Source organism: Pseudarthrobacter sp. S3, assembly GCF_050156905.1.
Lineage (GTDB): Bacteria > Actinomycetota > Actinomycetes > Actinomycetales > Micrococcaceae > Arthrobacter.
In genome coordinates this window covers 1,207,517-1,222,929 of record NZ_CP189583.1, presented here as the reverse complement: position 1 = coordinate 1,222,929, position 15,413 = coordinate 1,207,517, and the positions used below count along the sequence as shown (strand labels likewise).

Annotated in this window: 17 protein-coding genes and 2 pseudogenes; 10 read left to right on the top strand and 9 right to left on the bottom strand. The window is 66.1% G+C overall.

Annotated features, from left to right (window positions below):
- The first annotated feature begins 5 nt into the window (after positions 1–5).
- Together ACQCSV_RS05895 and ACQCSV_RS05890 are read left to right on the top strand one after the other, a co-directional pair.
- Positions 6–1,490, top strand: a complete 1,485-nt coding sequence (locus ACQCSV_RS05895) for a complex I subunit 4 family protein (protein WP_426939319.1) — start codon at positions 6–8, stop codon at positions 1,488–1,490.
- A 15-nt stretch (positions 1,491–1,505) separates the two neighbouring features.
- Positions 1,506–2,954 carry an NADH-quinone oxidoreductase subunit N gene (locus ACQCSV_RS05890; protein WP_426939318.1) on the top strand — a complete coding sequence of 483 codons (1,449 nt, stop codon included), beginning with the start codon at positions 1,506–1,508 and terminating at the stop codon, positions 2,952–2,954.
- 67 nt (positions 2,955–3,021) lie between these two features.
- Here ACQCSV_RS05890 and ACQCSV_RS05885 read toward each other — a convergent pair whose 3' ends face one another.
- Positions 3,022–3,309, bottom strand: coding sequence for a hypothetical protein (locus tag ACQCSV_RS05885; protein ID WP_354224311.1), 288 nt, complete (start codon positions 3,307–3,309; stop codon positions 3,022–3,024).
- 357 nt (positions 3,310–3,666) lie between these two features.
- Between ACQCSV_RS05885 and ACQCSV_RS05880 the strand changes: the two genes are divergently transcribed.
- Together ACQCSV_RS05880 and ACQCSV_RS05875 are read left to right on the top strand one after the other, a co-directional pair.
- Positions 3,667–4,377 carry a TetR/AcrR family transcriptional regulator C-terminal domain-containing protein gene (locus ACQCSV_RS05880; RefSeq protein ID WP_354224309.1) on the top strand — a complete coding sequence of 237 codons (711 nt, stop codon included), beginning with the start codon at positions 3,667–3,669 and terminating at the stop codon, positions 4,375–4,377.
- A gap of 151 nt (positions 4,378–4,528) precedes the next feature.
- Positions 4,529–5,623, top strand: coding sequence for a hypothetical protein (locus ACQCSV_RS05875; RefSeq protein WP_426939317.1), 1,095 nt, complete (start codon positions 4,529–4,531; stop codon positions 5,621–5,623).
- A 304-nt stretch (positions 5,624–5,927) separates the two neighbouring features.
- Here ACQCSV_RS05875 and ACQCSV_RS05870 read toward each other — a convergent pair whose 3' ends face one another.
- The 3 genes from ACQCSV_RS05870 to ACQCSV_RS05860 all read right to left on the bottom strand — a co-directional run bounded on the left by ACQCSV_RS05870 (position 5,928) and on the right by ACQCSV_RS05860 (position 7,646).
- On the bottom strand, positions 5,928–6,032 hold the full coding sequence (locus ACQCSV_RS05870) for a helix-turn-helix domain-containing protein (RefSeq protein WP_426939532.1): 105 nt from the start codon (positions 6,030–6,032) through the stop codon (positions 5,928–5,930).
- Positions 6,033–6,052: 20 nt separating this feature from the next.
- On the bottom strand, positions 6,053–6,160 hold the full coding sequence (locus tag ACQCSV_RS05865; protein WP_426939531.1) for a recombinase family protein: 108 nt from the start codon (positions 6,158–6,160) through the stop codon (positions 6,053–6,055).
- Between the two features lie 298 nt (positions 6,161–6,458).
- Entirely contained in the window at positions 6,459–7,646 is a 1,188-nt protein-coding gene (locus ACQCSV_RS05860; RefSeq protein ID WP_426939316.1) for a TDT family transporter, read from the bottom strand.
- A gap of 106 nt (positions 7,647–7,752) precedes the next feature.
- On the opposite strand from ACQCSV_RS05860, the gene ACQCSV_RS05855 reads away from it, so the two are divergent.
- Complete coding sequence (locus tag ACQCSV_RS05855; RefSeq protein WP_426939315.1) at positions 7,753–8,706, top strand: LysR family transcriptional regulator; 954 nt, start codon at positions 7,753–7,755, stop codon at positions 8,704–8,706.
- Between the two features lie 131 nt (positions 8,707–8,837).
- Here the strand turns inward: ACQCSV_RS05855 and ACQCSV_RS05850 are convergent, their stop codons facing one another.
- A complete protein-coding gene (locus ACQCSV_RS05850) occupies positions 8,838–9,350 on the bottom strand; it encodes a COG4315 family predicted lipoprotein (RefSeq protein ID WP_426939314.1) in 513 nt (170 codons plus the stop codon).
- Between the two features lie 135 nt (positions 9,351–9,485).
- On the opposite strand from ACQCSV_RS05850, the gene ACQCSV_RS05845 reads away from it, so the two are divergent.
- The 3 genes and pseudogenes from ACQCSV_RS05845 to ACQCSV_RS05835 all read left to right on the top strand — a co-directional run.
- Positions 9,486–9,725: a hypothetical protein gene (locus ACQCSV_RS05845; protein WP_426939313.1), complete on the top strand. Its 240-nt coding sequence runs from the start codon at positions 9,486–9,488 to the stop codon at positions 9,723–9,725.
- 3 nt (positions 9,726–9,728) lie between these two features.
- Positions 9,729–9,830, top strand: a pseudogene (locus tag ACQCSV_RS05840) (recombinase family protein); the annotation flags it as partial.
- Between the two features lie 83 nt (positions 9,831–9,913).
- A pseudogene (locus tag ACQCSV_RS05835) lies at positions 9,914–10,024 on the top strand (hypothetical protein); the annotation flags it as partial.
- A gap of 215 nt (positions 10,025–10,239) precedes the next feature.
- On the opposite strand, the gene allB reads toward ACQCSV_RS05835, so the two are convergent.
- Genes allB through ACQCSV_RS05820 form a run of 3 tightly spaced genes read right to left on the bottom strand, consistent with a single transcriptional unit; the run spans position 10,240 to position 13,874 of the window.
- Positions 10,240–11,592, bottom strand: a complete 1,353-nt coding sequence (gene allB / locus ACQCSV_RS05830) for an allantoinase AllB (protein WP_426939312.1) — start codon at positions 11,590–11,592, stop codon at positions 10,240–10,242.
- Entirely contained in the window at positions 11,585–12,349 is a 765-nt protein-coding gene (locus tag ACQCSV_RS05825) for an aspartate/glutamate racemase family protein (protein WP_426939311.1), read from the bottom strand. The genes allB and ACQCSV_RS05825 overlap by 8 nt, the downstream gene beginning before the upstream one ends.
- A gap of 40 nt (positions 12,350–12,389) precedes the next feature.
- Positions 12,390–13,874, bottom strand: a complete 1,485-nt coding sequence (locus ACQCSV_RS05820; RefSeq protein ID WP_354154219.1) for an NCS1 family nucleobase:cation symporter-1 — start codon at positions 13,872–13,874, stop codon at positions 12,390–12,392.
- A gap of 584 nt (positions 13,875–14,458) precedes the next feature.
- Here ACQCSV_RS05820 and ACQCSV_RS05815 point away from each other — a divergent pair.
- Together ACQCSV_RS05815 and ACQCSV_RS05810 are read left to right on the top strand one after the other, a co-directional pair.
- On the top strand, positions 14,459–14,638 hold the full coding sequence (locus ACQCSV_RS05815; protein WP_426939310.1) for a hypothetical protein: 180 nt from the start codon (positions 14,459–14,461) through the stop codon (positions 14,636–14,638).
- Positions 14,638–15,015 (top strand): hypothetical protein, encoded by a 378-nt coding sequence (locus tag ACQCSV_RS05810; RefSeq protein ID WP_426939309.1) that lies wholly within the window; start codon positions 14,638–14,640, stop codon positions 15,013–15,015. The genes ACQCSV_RS05815 and ACQCSV_RS05810 overlap by 1 nt, the downstream gene beginning before the upstream one ends.
- Here ACQCSV_RS05810 and ACQCSV_RS05805 read toward each other — a convergent pair.
- Positions 14,908–15,387 carry a nucleoside deaminase gene (locus ACQCSV_RS05805; RefSeq protein WP_426939308.1) on the bottom strand — a complete coding sequence of 160 codons (480 nt, stop codon included), beginning with the start codon at positions 15,385–15,387 and terminating at the stop codon, positions 14,908–14,910. The two genes, ACQCSV_RS05810 and ACQCSV_RS05805, sit on opposite strands and share 108 nt — an antisense overlap.
- Positions 15,388–15,413: the final 26 nt, after the last annotated feature.

Here is a 15,413-nt window from a genome sequence, read left to right as displayed (position 1 = left end):
CCTGCTTGCTCAGTCTTGTCATCCTTCTCCCCCTGGCCGCGGCGGCGCTGATCCTGGCGCTGCCCCGCGCCGAACGGGCCGCCCGCCTGGCCTTCGTGCTGGTGGCCGCCGTCGAGGTGGCGCTCACCGCGGCGCTCTGGGCCGGGTACCGTGACCCGGGGGCCGGCGGGTTGGCCTATGAGGAGCAGCTGCGCTGGATCCCGAACGTGGGCAGCAGCTACCACGTGGGCGTCGACGGGCTCTCGCTCCCGCTGATCGTCCTGACGGCCGTGATCTTCCTGGCCTGCGCCATCTACGACTGGAACGCCACGGACCGGCCGCGGCCCCGGGCGTCGCTGTTCCTCTTTCTGGAGGCCACCAGCGTGGGGCTGTTCGCCGCCCAGGACCTGATCCTGTTTTTCCTCTTCTTCGACCTGTCCATCGTGGGGATGTACTTCATCATCGCCGGCTGGGGTCACGGGGACCGGGCCCGATCGGCGCTGAAGTTCTTCCTCTACACGTTCCTCGGCTCGCTGGCGCTGCTGCTCGGGTTCATCGGGCTTTACCTCGGCGCCGAGCCGCACACCTTCGACATTCCGGAACTGCTCCGCGCCGACGCGTTGCGGAACAACCCTGCCGGGGTGTGGGTGTTGGGTGCGATCGTGGTGGGCCTGGCGGTCAAGACCCCCACGGTGCCGTTCCACACCTGGCTGCCGCCCGCGCACACCGACGCACCCGCCACCGGCTCGGCTGTCCTGGCCGGGGTGCTGTTGAAGATGGGCACCTACGGTTTCGTCCGGATTGCGATGCCGTTGCTGCCCGATGCGTGGCGGGCCTGGGCGCCAGTGCTGATCACCGTCGGCGTGGTGTCCGTCCTTTACGGTGCGCTGGTGGCCCTGGCGCAGAGCGACCTGAAACGGATGATCGCCTATACCTCGGTGAACCACATGGGCTACATTGTCCTCGCGCTCGGTGCCGCTGGTGCCGCGGGGGAAAGTGCGACGGCGGCGCGGGAGACGGCGGTGACCGGTGCCGTGACGCAGATGGTCAGCCACGGCCTGATCACCGGCGCCCTGTTCCTCCTGGCCGGTGTCCTGCACAGCCGCGCCGGGACCTACAGCATGGGCGCGTTCGGCGGCCTCGCCGCGCCCGCCCCGCGGTTTGCCGCGTTCTTCGCCGTGGGCGCGTTCGCTTCCCTGGGGCTCCCGGGCTTCAGCGGGTTCATCGCCGAGTTCCAGATCTTCGCCGGCAGCATCGGCACCGTCCCGTTGACGGCGATTGCGCTGCCGGGCATCCTCCTCACCGCGGCGCTGTTCCTGCGCGCGCTGCAACGGGTCTTCACCGGGAGCACCAAGGGTAAGTCCACAGGTTTCCAGGATTTGCGCCCGGCCGAGGCCTGGTCCGTGGGCGGCCTGCTGGTGCTTTCGGTGCTGATCGGACTGTTCCCTGTCCCGCTGCTGGATGTCATCGCCCCGGCCTCAGCGGCGCTCGTCGGCGTGGCAGGAGGCTAGGCGCCGGTGGAGTCGATGAACTCAGGCGCCGACGCGCTGGCCCTGCTGCCGGAACTGTTCTTGCTGGCCGGGGCTGTCCTTGCGCTCTTGGCGGGATCGTTCACAGCCCGGGAGCGGCAGTGGATCAGCAGGGTGATCGCAGTGGTGGCCTTGTCCGCGAGCGCCGTGGCCGCCGGCGTGGCTTTCGCCGCTGTTGCCTCCGCCGCCGGGCCGGTGGCTGAGTCCATGTCGGTCTATGACGGCAGCTACATCCTCGACGGCGGCACCGCCGCCGGGCGGCTCGTCGTCGCGCTCTCCGCGCTGCTGGTGATCGCCCTCGGCGTTGACGAGCTCCGCGGTACCGCCCGGGAAAGCGAAACGTACGTGCTGATCCTGCTCGCCTCCCTCGGCGCGGTGGTGCTGGCCGGCGCCGCGGACCTGCTGGTGCTGGCGGTGGGCTTCCTGCTCGCCAGCATCCCGCTCTACGCCCTGATCGGGATCGGCGGCACCAAGGCCGGGGCCGAGGCCGCCCTGAAGACCTACCTGCTCGGGGCGCTGTTCGGGATCCTGCTGCTGCTCGGCGTCACCGTGCTGTACGCGGTCTCGGGGACGACGTCGTACGCCGGGCTCCGCGGCGCGCTGGCGGCGGCCGCGCCCGCCGTCGTCGGTGTGGGGCTGGTGGGGGTCCTCGCCGGGCTGATGTTCAAGGCCGGGGCCGTCCCGGGCCATTTCTGGGTTCCCGACGCCGCGGAAGGGTCCGGCACTGCGGTGGCGGCGTTCGCTACGACGGTGCCGAAGATCGGCGGCTTCCTGGCCGCGTACCGGCTGCTGGAGATGATGCCCGGCACGGTGCGCTGGCCGCTGCTGATCGCGTTGCTGTCCGTGCTCACCATGACGCTGGGCAACCTGGCCGCGTACACGCAGTCAAACCCGCGGCGGCTGCTGGGCTGGTCCACCGTCAGCCAGGCCGGGTATTTGCTGATGCCTGTTGCGGTGGCTGGATCCGTACCGCTTGCCCTGCCCTCGCTCGTGGTGTTCCTGGCCGGGTATGCGGTCACCAACCTCGCCGCGTTCGCCGTGATCGCGGCGTACCCGGACCGGACGGAGCTCCGCGCCTATGAGGGCTTGGCCGCGGCCCGCCCATGGCATGCTGTGGCGTTGGTGGTGGCACTGCTCAGCCTGGTCGGGACCCCGCCCACCGCCGTCTTCCTGGGGAAACTGACAGTCTTCACCGCCGCGTGGGACGGCGGCTTTTGGTGGCTCACGCTTGCGGCCGCGGTCAACACCGTGATCAGCCTCTTCTACTACCTGCGCTGGCTCGCCCCCGCGTTCCGCGCCGCGTCACCGGACTCCCCCGGCGCCGGGGAGTTCAGCCCGCGCCCGTGGGCTGGCCGGACCGCCGTTGCCGGGGCCGTGCTGGTCCTGGTCGCGGGGGTGGGAGCGGGGCTCGCATGGGCGGCGCTGGGCGGCCTGCCAGCCGGTTAAGCCGCCTGCCGGCGGGCTAAGCGGGATGCCAGGAATGCCGCGGCGCCTGCGGCGATGCGCATCTGCCTCACACCATCTCGGGATACGTGGACAGGATGTAGTCGGTGGCCGCAGGCCCTTTCATGCGGAGCCGGGTGTGTCCGGGGCGGATCCCTTTTTGCTTCATGGCCGCCCAAAATGCGTCTTCGGGACCCGGTGCGCCATGGGACACGAAGCACCAGCTCGTGTAGAGCCCGTACAGTCGGTTCCGTCCGAGCGCTGTACCGGTTGCCGGGTCGAGGGCGGTGGCTTCCTGAAGGAATTGGTCGAACTGCGAATCTGCCAGGGAAGCCTCTTCCGCGTGGATGGTCGTCATGAAAGTCTCTTCCGCTTGGAGGGTCATGCCACCGCGTTGTTGCGGCGGCCAATGCTTGACTGCGCACACGGCGTCAAGGGGAACCCGGCATCTGCGGAACTGCAGCTTCGGGAGTGGTGTGAAATTGGGGGCGGTTCTAGGTCACGCCGCATGAATTTAATCAGCTTCGCGTGACGGGCCGGTACGGCCAGGCGTTCCAGGATTAGTTGCCTGTAACGGGCGCTGAACATTTTCTCTACACTGTAGACTTTAGGCGTAGACTACAAGTTAAACAAGCCCGCACGGGTTTGCCCATGAATTTCCCCATCGATTGGCGCCTCTATTGAGGGGTCATCCGCCTCCACTGAACGGAACCCAATGCCCCCCGCAGAGAACCCGATATCCGGCTCGACGCACGGCAGCAAGAAGCGGCTCAGCCGCGAAATTGTGCTGTCCGCGGCGCTGGACCTGGTGGACGCCGAAGGGCTTGATGCGCTCACTATGCGCCGGCTCGGGCAGGAACTCGGCCGGGATCCCATGGGGCTGTACCGCTATGCGGAAAACCGCGCGGCGCTCCTCGACGGCGTGTCAGAGCTGGTGTTTGACGAACTGGCCATTTTTCCTGACGACCCGGACTGGCGGGCCCAGCTCCGGCGCATCGCCCACGATCTTCGCCTCCTGGCGCTCCGGCACCCCAATGTTGTGCCCCTGCTGGTGACCCGCCCCCTGTCCACCCCCTTGGGCCTTCGCCCCCTGGGGACGCTGCGGCCCTTGGAGCAGATCCTGTCGCTGTTGATCGACGCCGGCTTTTCTCCGGCCGATGCCCTCCATGTCTACCGCGCCTACTACGGATACCTGTACGGTCACATCCTCAACGAGCTGCAGGAGTTCGTTGTGGATCCGGACGAAAATGAAGCCCTGCTCCGCCTGGGCCTGCACCGGTTGCCGGCCAAGGAGTTCCCGCACCTGCGCGCCCTCGCCCCCGTCCTGGTCGACTACGACGGCATGGCAGAACTCGACGAGGGAATCACCATCCTGCTCAGTGGCCTGGCCGCCCGCCTCGCCCCTGCCCGCCAGCCGGCGCAGTAACTCCCGGCTTCATCCCTCCGGGCCCCACTCCCCGGCTGGAGATACTTGCGAATGGAACGTGCGCCCAGTCATGATGGCGTAGCGCACGTCGCGCTGCGGGCTGTGGGCGCGGGGTCCCCTCTGCCGGTTCCAGCGCCCCAGAAGGCCTACGTTGCTGCATTTTCCTTCCGCCAATTCGGCGGCGCACCGTCCCTCTGACCGCGACGTCGCAATCCTGGGTGGGCTGCTGGGCGACGACGTGTGGGCGTTCAGCAATTGCCGGGTGGATGCCCCTGGCAAGCCTGTTGCCGAAATTGACTGGCTTTTCTACAACGTGCGGCACGGGACACTTATGGTCAGCGAGTGGAAGGGTTTCCCGCAACGCGTGGTGTCGGCAACCGATACGGGTGAACCCTGGAGGCTTGACGGCGGCATGGCGGTCCCCAATCCGATAGAGCAGGTCTCGCGGCAGCTCGATGCGGTCCGCTCAGTCCTGCGGGCCGAGATCCTTCCGCAGCACTTCCCCGCCTTCGATCCGCAGCAGCTGTTGCTTATGCAGAGCGTCTACTCGCCGCAGGTGGACGGGGGGACCGCCATCGAGCGGATCCGCTGGGGCAAGGTGTACGGCAGCCTTCCGGCTTTGGCTGCCGTGATTTCGAACTCGACCAGCCGGTCGCCGCTGGTGATGTCAGAAGAGGGCGCCCGGCTTCGCGTAGCGACCGCTCTTTGTGCGCTGTTCCGCACAACATTACCTACCGAAGTTAAAGCCAAGCTGCGAGGTCCATTGGCGGGTGGGGACACCGACTTCGTCCAACGGATCAGCGCCATTCACCGGCAGATCGCCGCGCTGCACGTCGAACTCGCCGACCTCACACTGATCGCCCGGGTCTCCGTTACCGTCCAGCCGCGGCCTGCAGCGACAAGGACCGCCCCGGCGCCTGTATCCCCTACCCTGACCGAGCACCAGCGAATGAACGCCCACCTGGCGCAAAGCTTCCAAGGCGTCAACGGCAACTCCGACGCCGCAGCCAAGGCACTGGCGAAAGCATGGAAGCTGGTGCTTGCGGATCCGCTGCTCCATGGAGAGACCGGTATCAGCATCTCCCTTTTCGGGTCCGTGGGGACGCCGCTGGTGAAGCGGCACCACGGTTCGCTACCCAAGGTGCTGGGTATGCCGCTGCGTAAGTGGTGTGTGCTGCAGGCTCGGGCCGCGGGCATGAAGCCGCTGGACGTTCCAGGGAAGCCTTCTAACATCCGGGTGCGCTGACGCGCGTCGGTGGTTTAGCTTGCCGAACCTGACCGCGGCGAGCGGTCAAACGGCACCCCCCGCGATTAGGCCCGGTACTCCTGAGAGTGTCGTCAGGGGCAATCTAGAGGGCTCGGTCCTCCTGAAGGTGTGGTGAGCGCCAAGTTTGCTTCAGCGGGCGGGTGTCATTTTCAAAAGTCTTCTGCACCGGTGGGTTGATTTTCCGAGGTTGTGCAGGCGAGTGTTGAGCGGCGGTCTTTCCATACTCATCTGCACAAGGCGTCCATCTGCTCAGCACACGCCTTCATGATTCTTCTGTAGCAATCTACTGGGGGCCTGGTTGACGGTACTGGTAGACGGTTTGGCGGCTGACCGCGGATTCCCGGGCGAGTGCGGCTTTCGCTTCGCCGGCGGCGGCACGTCGTACCAGCTCGGCCGCCTGCCCGGCGTTCAGCGCCTCGCCCTTCCTTTGTGGACGCCGGCCTTTTTGGCCAAGGTGATCCCTTCACGTTGCCGTTCCCGGATTAGGGCCCGTTCGAACTCGGCGAACGCCCCCATCACGGAAAGCAGGAACGTCGCCATCGCGGGCCCTTCCCTGCTCTGGGGTTCGGAGGGGCGGTGCCGTTTGCGGTGGGCCCGTAGGTGAGCGCGCCGCCGGCGAGGATAAGTGGCACGCAGACGGCGCTCAGCGGTCGCCACCATCGGGCGGGCGAATTGGTCCCTTTTGTGTTTGGGTGAGCGTTGCTGTGAGCCGGGTGTTGTCCGGGGTTTCATGAGGCCACCTTCGGGCGCTAGGTGCTTGTTTGCGAGGACTGCCGGTGAGGAGCCGCTGGGCCGTTGGTCCGCTGCGGCCCGCCTACGAGGCGATCGTTACGGGCTTCTGGAAGAGATTGCCTTCGAGGATGCTGCCGTGGAAGGTCCGGGCGGCGACGATGATCCAGGCGGCCACGAGCAGGCTGTAGCCGGCAACGGCCATCGCGTCGAACACGGCGAGGTGGGTGTGGGCGGCGAGGCCGGTCAGGCCGGTGACGCAGGTTCCGATGGGGAAGGTGAAGGACCACCAGGTCAGGGAGAACGGCAGGCCCTGGCGGGCGGTGCGGATGGTGATGGCGGTTGCGAGTGCGGCCCACATGAGCGCGAAGCCCAGGACCGGCACCCCGTACAGGACGCCGAAGGCTTCCATCGCCCGGGCCAGGGTCCCGGACACGGCGAGGTGGGCGTTCCCGCCCAGGAGGTTCGCGGCGGTGATGGACTGGCCCAGCGGGCCCAGCACGATCCACAAGGTGGGAACTGCCGCGGCGGCCCCGATCTTGTGTCCGGCGAGTCGGTTCCAGATCAGGGTGGTGATGATGATGGAGGCCAGCAGGCTCAGTCCGAACATCGCGTAGCAGCCCATCAGCAGGGTCAGGCGTGCCTGCCCGGCCGGGACGTAGGGCAGCAGCAGTGCCCCGGTGGAGGCCGAAACCATCGGAGGGACGACGGGCATCAGCCAGCCGCCGAACGCGCTGTCCTGTGTGACCTGGTGCCGGGTGAACTGCAGGTACGGGACCGCGACTGCGCTGGCCAGCCCCAGCAGGGTCCCGGCGGTCCAGAGCACCGCATCGATGCCGAGCGCCAACTGTTCTCCCATGATGTCTTTGCCCAGCAGCAGGGTCCCGGCGCCGACGGTGAGCAGCGCCATGGGCGGTGCGCCGTAGAAGTGCGCCATGACCGGGTGGCTGTGATGGCTTTGGGCGGTTTCCCGGTGCCGGATCCAGTGCACCCCGGTCGCGGCCATCAACAGGATCAGCAGCAGCGACGCCAGGGCCCAGACGACGGTGGCGCCGGTGCGCAGGCCGGGGAGCTGGACGGGCAGTGTGGCGGCGGCAGTCGCGACGATCCCGGTACCCATAATGGAGGCGAACCAGTTAGGGGTCAGGTTCGCAAACAGCTCCGACGGCTTCTCCAGACGGCGCAGGACGCGCCGGTCCCCGGTGCGCCCGCCCGGGGGCGGTGCCGGTGGTGCGGTGTGGTGGTTGTCGGCGGTCAGCAGCAGTGTTCCCATGTCTTCAATGCTTCCGGTTCCGGACCTGCCGCAGTAGGGGGCATAGACTTGTCAGGGTACAAGCCGGACTTGTACCGCACGTGACGTTTCTGAAGGAGATTCCCCGATGCTCAGCCCCCGGATACCGGAGCTCTCCGCCCTGGAAATGCTGGCCGCGGTCCATGATCTGGGATCCCTCTCCGCCGCCGGGAAACACCTGGGACTGTCCCAGCAGGCTGTCTCCTCCCGGATGCGTTCCCTGGAGTCCCAGATCGGGTCCGCCCTGCTGACCCGGACCCCGCGGGGATCCACCCTGACAGAATCAGGTGCACTGGTCGCCGGGTGGGCGGCGGAGGTCCTCTCAGCGGCGGAACGGCTCGACGCCGGAATCGCCTCGCTGCGTTCCGACACCGTCCGGCAGCTGAAGGTCGCGGCCAGCCAGACCATCGCCGAACACCTGCTGCCCCTATGGCTGGTCGCGCTGCGCCGCCAGCAGGAGAGTCTCGGACTCGTCCCCACGGTCGTGGAGCTGACGGTGAACAACAGTGAAGCCACCGTAGCCCTGGTCCGCTCCGGACAGGCAGCCATCGGTTTCATCGAAAGCCCGCACCTTCCCCCGGACTTGAGCGCCACGGCGGTGCAGGACGATGACATGGTCCTGGTCGTCGCACCGGAGCATCCCTGGGCCCGGCGCCGGACACCCGTCACAGCAGGCGAACTGGCAGCAACCGCGCTGGTCACCAGGGAACACGGCAGCGGAACCCGGGACGCCCTCGAGCACCTGCTCACCACCGCCGGGACCCCGCCCCTGGCAGAGCCGCTGGTGGAACTATCCACGACGGCGGCCGTCCGCTCCGCCATCGCCGCCGGCACGGCCCCCGGAGTACTCAGCGCACTGGCCGTCCGTGACGACCTTGCCCTGCACCGGCTCATCGCCGTCCCCGTCCGTGGGCTGCCCCTGCGCCGCACCCTGACCGCCCTGTGGCAGACCGGCCCAACACCCCCGCCGGGGCCGGCCCGGGATCTGGCAGCCATCGCCGCCAGAGCTGTTCCGGGAACCAGCACCCGCCGGAAGGCATGAAACCCGGCGCGGTTGTAGTGCTTTGCCTGACGGGCTCGGCGGCCCCTGGAGTGACGCAGGCACGCGGGTTCGGAGGAGAGAAAACAATACCCGCGACGGCATGCGGCGGCCGGGGCCCTGCGTTGCAGCTCTTATCCGGCGGGGGTGCTGATCTTTTCCCCGGTGGGGTTGATGACCCACCAGATCTTGTTGAAGCCTTGGCCCTTGACGTCGCCCGGGGCGGTGTCTTTGGTGTAGATGTACAGGGGCATCCCGTTGAGTGTGACTTGCCTGGTCCCGGCGTCGGTGGTGATCACGCCGACCTTTCCGGTGACACCCTCCACTACCGGGGTCCCGGATCCGGCGGTCACCGCCGACCAGATGGACAGGCAGGCCCCGGTGCAGGCACTTTTACCGGAATCTTTGACGTCCTTGTCGAAAACATAGACGGACATGCCCTTGTTGTTGACAACCGTGGTCCCCAGGGAGGTTTTCGCGGTCGCCAGATCTGCCGGGGCGGCACTGGTGGCGGGGGCGGCGCTGGTGGCGGGCGCGGCCGGGGCTGACGTTGTTCCGGTGGAGGTCGTTGTCGATGCGCCGCAGCCGGTCAGGGCCAGAGCGGAAAGGGACAGCGCCGCCATGGCTATGCTCAGTCTCGTGTTCATGAAATATGACTCCTCTAAAAACAGATCTTTGGGACAGACCCTAAGACGGCGCAGGTGGTGAGAATGGTTCAACCGGGGGCAGAATTTTTTACGGCTGAACTTTTCCCGGCCATTGGGCGTCGTAGCGGGTACAGTATGCGCGGTTACCTTTTCCGGACGGCCAGAAACATCGTCATCGACAATTTCCGCCGTCAGCAGCGCCGGCCCCAACAAACGCAGACGGAGGACCTGGAGCAGATGGCGGTTGCGGTCGAGCCCGTGGACGGGCTGTTGATGAAGGTGCTGATGGAAGAAGCACTGGCCCGGCTCAGTGCTGGGCACCGCGAGGTCATCACCATCAGCGGAACCAAAGCCACGCGCCCCGGCCTCGCTTAAGCACTGGACCAACTACGCAACGGTGACACCCTTGTCGTATGGAAGCTGGACCGTCTCGGGCGGAGGGTTAAAGACCTGCCGCACTTCGCCGGCGGGTTAGGCGAGGGCGGAATTGGTTTTATCAGCCTGACCGACGCGATCGACACGCACGAAAGCTCCTCTGCGAGGGCACTCCGCCCAAGGAAGTCGCCAAAAACCTCGGCGTCTCTGTACCTACCCTCTACCGCTGGGTCCCGGCATCGAAGACCGGCCAAGGTTTCGACTCCGTAGCTGCTGTGGTTGGTGCACGGGACTTCTGAAGATTTGGATGACCGTGCACGGCACTTCTGACATCCAGATGTCAGAGGTCCTCTGCACACCTTGGGATGGTGGGCGGCCTTCAGGATGGCACCTTTTCGGTTGAGCGTGTGAGGGTGAAAATAGCCCGTGCCAGGTCCCGGGCTGAAGCCGACGCGGGCGCCGGCGCGAGGCCGCGGGTAGGGGGCGTGGACGTTTACGGCCATCGCGCTGCGCCTCAGACGCCGCCGCGGCGGATCAGCTTGCCGCTGGGCGTGCGGCCGTCGATCTCGCTGCCGCGAAGGAACGTTTTGCGGACGACGCCGGAGAGCGCCTTGCCGTCGTAGGGCGTGATGGGGTTCTTGTGCTTGAGCTTGGTGACGTCGACGACGAAAGCGTCATCCGGCGCGAAGATGGAGAAGTCCGCGTCGTAACCGAGGGCAAGCTGGCCCTTGTTGTGCAGGCGGGCCAGTGCGGCCGGCTTCTCAGCCATCCAGGACACCACCTGTTCCAGGGTGATGCCGCGGTGCCGGGCCTCGGTCCAGATCAGGGACAGCCCCAGCTGCAGCGATGAGACGCCGCCCCAGGCCACGGCGAAGTCGCCGTTTTCGAGGTCTTTCAGGTCCAGGGTGGAGGGGGAGTGGTCCGAGACGATGCAGTCGATGGTGCCCTCCTGCAGGCCCTTCCAGAGCAGCTCGCGGTTGGAGGCCTCACGGATCGGCGGGCAGCACTTGTAGGCGGTGGCGCCGTCGGGGATTTCCTCGGCCATCAGGGTCAGGTAGTGCGGGCACGTCTCCACGGTGAGGTGAACGCCGTCGCGCTTTGCACTGGCGATCATGGGCAGCGCGTCGGAGGACGAGAGGTGCAGGATGTGGGCGCGGGCGCCGGTCCAGCGGGCGCGCTCGATGACCTCGGCGATGGCCTTGTTCTCGGCACCGCGCGGGCGGGAGGCCAGGAACGTTTCGTAGTGGTCACCGCCGGGGTGCGGGGCGCGGTCGATCGCGTGGGAGTCCTCGGCGTGGACGATCATCAGGGAGTCGAAGGACTTGAGCTCGGCCATGTCCTCCTCCATCTCGTCTGCTTCGAGGTGCGGGAATTCGTCCACGCCGGAGTGCAGCAGGAAGCACTTGAAGCCGAAGACGCCCTCGTCATGGAGGCCGCGGAGGTCCTTCTTGTTGCCCGGTACGGCGCCGCCCCAGAAGCCGACGTCCACAAACGCCTGGTCCTCGGCCACCTCGCGCTTGAGCTTGAGGTTCTCCACCGTGGTGGTGGGCGGGATGGAGTTCAGCGGCATGTCGATAATGGTGGTAACACCGCCGGCGGCGGCTGCGCGGGTGGCGGAGGCGAAGCCCTCCCACTCGGTGCGGCCAGGCTCGTTGACGTGGACATGTGTGTCCACGAGGCCGGGGATCAGGGTTTCGTCGTCGGCCAGGTCAATGACCTGGCCGCCGGTGAGGCCGTTGCCGAACGGTTCGATGGCGACGATCACGCCGCCGCGGACGCCCACTTCACGGGCGGTGATGCCCGCGGTGGTGAGGATGCGCTGGCCACGGATGACCAGGTCAAACGCGAATTCCGTTGCTTCAGTCATGGATGCTCACCTTTGCGTTGCCGGAGTTGCGCAGGTTGGCCGGGAACGGCCAGCCAGTTACGGTTTTCGGGCGGGGCGGTGCGTAGGTGCGGACCTTGGAAGTGGACAGGCCAAGGCGGACCAGGGATTCTGCGATTGTGACTGCGGCCGCGACGCCGTCAACCACGGGGACACCGAGGCGTGTTCGGATCTGCGCATCCAGGCCCGACATCCCTCCGCATCCGAGGACGATGACCTCTGCTTTGTCTTCCTCAACGGCGTGCGTGGATTGGGCAAGGATAGCTTCCACAGCCCGCTCCGGGAATTCTTCAAGTTCGAGTACACCGAGGCCGCTGGCACGGACGGAGGCACACCGGGCGTCCAGCCCGGCGAGTTTTAGCCGGTCTTCAATGAGCGGCACGGTGCGGTCCAAGGTGGTGACGACAGAGTATTTGTGGCCGATGAACATGGCCGTGCTGGCGGCCGCTTCGGTGATGTCGACGACCGGGACGTCCAGCAGCTCCTGGAGCCCTTCCCGCCCGTGCTCGCCGTAACCGGCCTGGATGACGGCGTCGAACGGTTCCGGGTAGGCGAGAACGGCGTCCATGACTGCGATGGCCGCAAGGTAGCTTTCAAAGTTGCCCTCGCAGGAGTCGGCGCCGAATCGGGGTGTTAGGCCGACGATTTCCGTCCCGGGGGCAGCGGCCGCGCGGGCCTGGGCGGCAATTGATTCGGTCATGGATGCTGTGGTGTTGACGTTGGCGACGAGGATGCGCATGGTTACTTTCCGGTTGGCTTTCGGTATGGCTGGGACGGCCTCAGTGGAGGCTGGGGACGGCGATCGGTTCCCCGGAAACGTCGTGGAAGGTCCGTTTGCGGTCGGCGACGACGAGGTAGGCGATGGCTCCGATGCCGGCGCCGATGAACCAGGAGAACGCCGCGACCGGTTGCAGGGCGGGGATGAAGGCGATGAGGAGCGAGATGACCGCGGCCGGGATGAAGGCGCCGACGGCCCGCATGTTGACGCCGTTGCGGTAGAAGTAGGAGCCGTTGCTGACTTCGGTGTAGAGCTCGGGGACGTTGATTCTGGTCTTGCGGATGAGCCAGTAGTCGGCCATGATGACGCCAAAGAGCGGTCCGAGCAGGGCTCCGAGGCCGCCGAGGAAGTACACGATCACGGCGGGGTTGTTGTAGAGGTTCCAGGGCAGGATGACCAGGCCGATGATGGCGCTGACCAGGCTGGCGCGGCGGAAGTCGAGCCGCTTGGGCATGAGGTTCGTCAGTGCATAGATGGGGGCTACGAAGTTCGCCATCAGGTTCACCGCGATGGTGAGCACCAGGAGCGCGAGGGCGGCCAGCACGAGCAGGAAAGTGTTGGGGATGGACTGGACGATGTCGGAGGGGCTGCCGATGATGGCGCCGTTGATTTTGAACTGGGCTCCGGTGATGACGACCACGATGATGCCGAAGAACAGCATGTTCACGGGGATGCCCCAGAAGTTGCCCTTGATGATGGACCGGCGGGTAGTGGAGGAACGGGTGAAGTCGCAGAAGTTCAGGACGAAGGTCGCGTAGATGGAGACCCAGAGTGCGCCGCCGGCGAAGATTTCGCGCCACATCGCGCCGCCGGTGAGGGCATCGTGGGTGGACAAAGCGATGGACCCGCCGGCCTGGAGAAACATCCAGATGGCGAGGCCGGCCATGGTGACCAGGATGATGGGCCCGGCGAACGCTTCGTATTTGCGGATCATGTCCATGCCGTACCGGACGATGATGACCTGGACCACCCAGAGGAAGACGAACGCGGCCCAGCCCAGAGTGGACAGGCCCAGGATGTCATTCTTGTCCAGGTCAGCGAGTCCCGGCGCCAGGGCGATAAGCAGCACCCTGAGGACCAGCGAGGCAAGATACGTCTGGATGCCAAACCACACGATTGCCACGCCGCCACGGATGAGCGCCGGAATCTGGGCCCCGTGGATCCCGAAGGCGATACGGCTCATGACCGGGAACGGGACGCCCGTCTTGTGGCCCATGAAGCCGGAGAAGGTCAGGAGCAGGAACAGCAGCACCGCACCGACACCAAGGGCCAGCAGGATCTGCCAGGCGCCAAGACCCAGGGCGAAAAGCCCGATCGCGAACCCGTAGTTGCCCAGGCTGTGCACGTCGTTCGCCCAGAGGGTGAAGATACTGTACGCGGTCCACCTGCGCCCGGCCATCTTCGTCGGGGCAAGATCCTGGTTGTAAAGCCGGGCACTGGTCGGCGACAGGCCCAGAGCCTCGGCGCTGACCGGCGGCTGGTGCATGATGGGGTCGTGGTGCTCATGGCGGTGGTGGTCCACGGTGACTTCGGGGACCGCTTTATCTGCGGGACGGGTTGTATCCGGCACCATATTCATGGAAATGCCTCTCTGGAATGAAGATTTTGGCTATACCAAATGCTGTATACGAAGGAGTGGGGACGTGGCCGCACGTCGGCCGGTCGGTCCACCGGGAAAACTGCGCCGGGGAAATGGCGTCAGTAGCCGGAATTCAGGAAGATCGGATGTACGGAAAATCGTGTAGGTGATGCCAAAGCGACGGCGGTACGGGCCGCCTGTAATTCCGAACCTGTCAGCTGCGGGGATCTGCCCACGGCGATCGGGGTCTGAAGGCGCCGCCGGGGCGATCAGAGCTGGTCAGGAGGAGGCGCATCAGCGCTGCGTTCCTCCCGGCAAGGACCGAACTCGCTTTCAGCCCCGCAGGTTGTGAGATGTACATGGATTCAGACCAATCACTTGAAACCTGCCCTCATCGTTGAGGGCGTAGCTAAACAGTAAGCCAAGTCACACATTTTCACAATAGGAAATAAACTTTCCATCTAGCGGAATGGGTTGAGGAGCCAGCGCAGATGGCTTCGGATATTCCGTGCAAACGACTTCGGAAACTGGCGTTCATCGCCATCACACTGATCTTCTTCTGCCTGACCACGGTCTTCGTCTACTACTACACGGCCGAAACCAACCCGCGCCTCCTGGTGGCAACTCCTCGAGCAAGCTCATTCCGGGCGTCAAGGTCAGCGTGGGCCTGATGGTCTGGCTGAACATTGTGGGCATCCTGATCCTGCAGAAACCCGCATTCAAAGCACTCAAGGACTTCGAGGCGCAGCAGAAGCCTGGCCTCGACCCGGTGTTCGATCCGCGGCCCCCTCGGCATCGTCGGAGCCACCTTCTGGGAGTCCTACAAGACGGCCGAGCGCGAGAAGGAACCGGCGCGGAACTAGTGCGAAGTGCACCGTGCGCCGCGCTGTCTGTGCGGCGCACGGTCACAGGCTGGGTGGTAGGCCGCGCTCGTCCTGTCCTACTCGGCGATGTCCTCCGCCCAGAGGTCCGGGTTGTCGGACTGGAAGGTGCGCATCATGTCCACGCAACGCCGGTCATCCATGACCACCACCTCAACGCCACGTGAGCGCAGAAGCTCAAGTTCGCCGTCGAACGTGTGTGCTTCCCCCACCACCACGCGGGGGATTTTGAACTGGATGATGGTTCCGGCGCACATGGCACACGGGGCCAGGGTGGTGTAGAGCGTGGTGTCCCGGTAGCTCTTCTGCCGGCCAGCGGCGCGGAGGGCGGACATTTCACCGTTCGCTATCGGATCGGCGTTCTGGACCCGTTCGTTGTGCCCGCTGGCAATGACCACACCGTCACGGGTGAGCGCCGCTCCGATGGGGATGCCGCCCTCACTCAGGCTCTTCTGGGCGGCCTGGTAGGCGGCTTCGAATGCGGGGTGGAAGGCCGCGGGTGCTTCCGTCGCGGCGGATTCGTGCTGCTCGTGGCTCATGGCGCCATTCTCGCAGGGGCCGATGC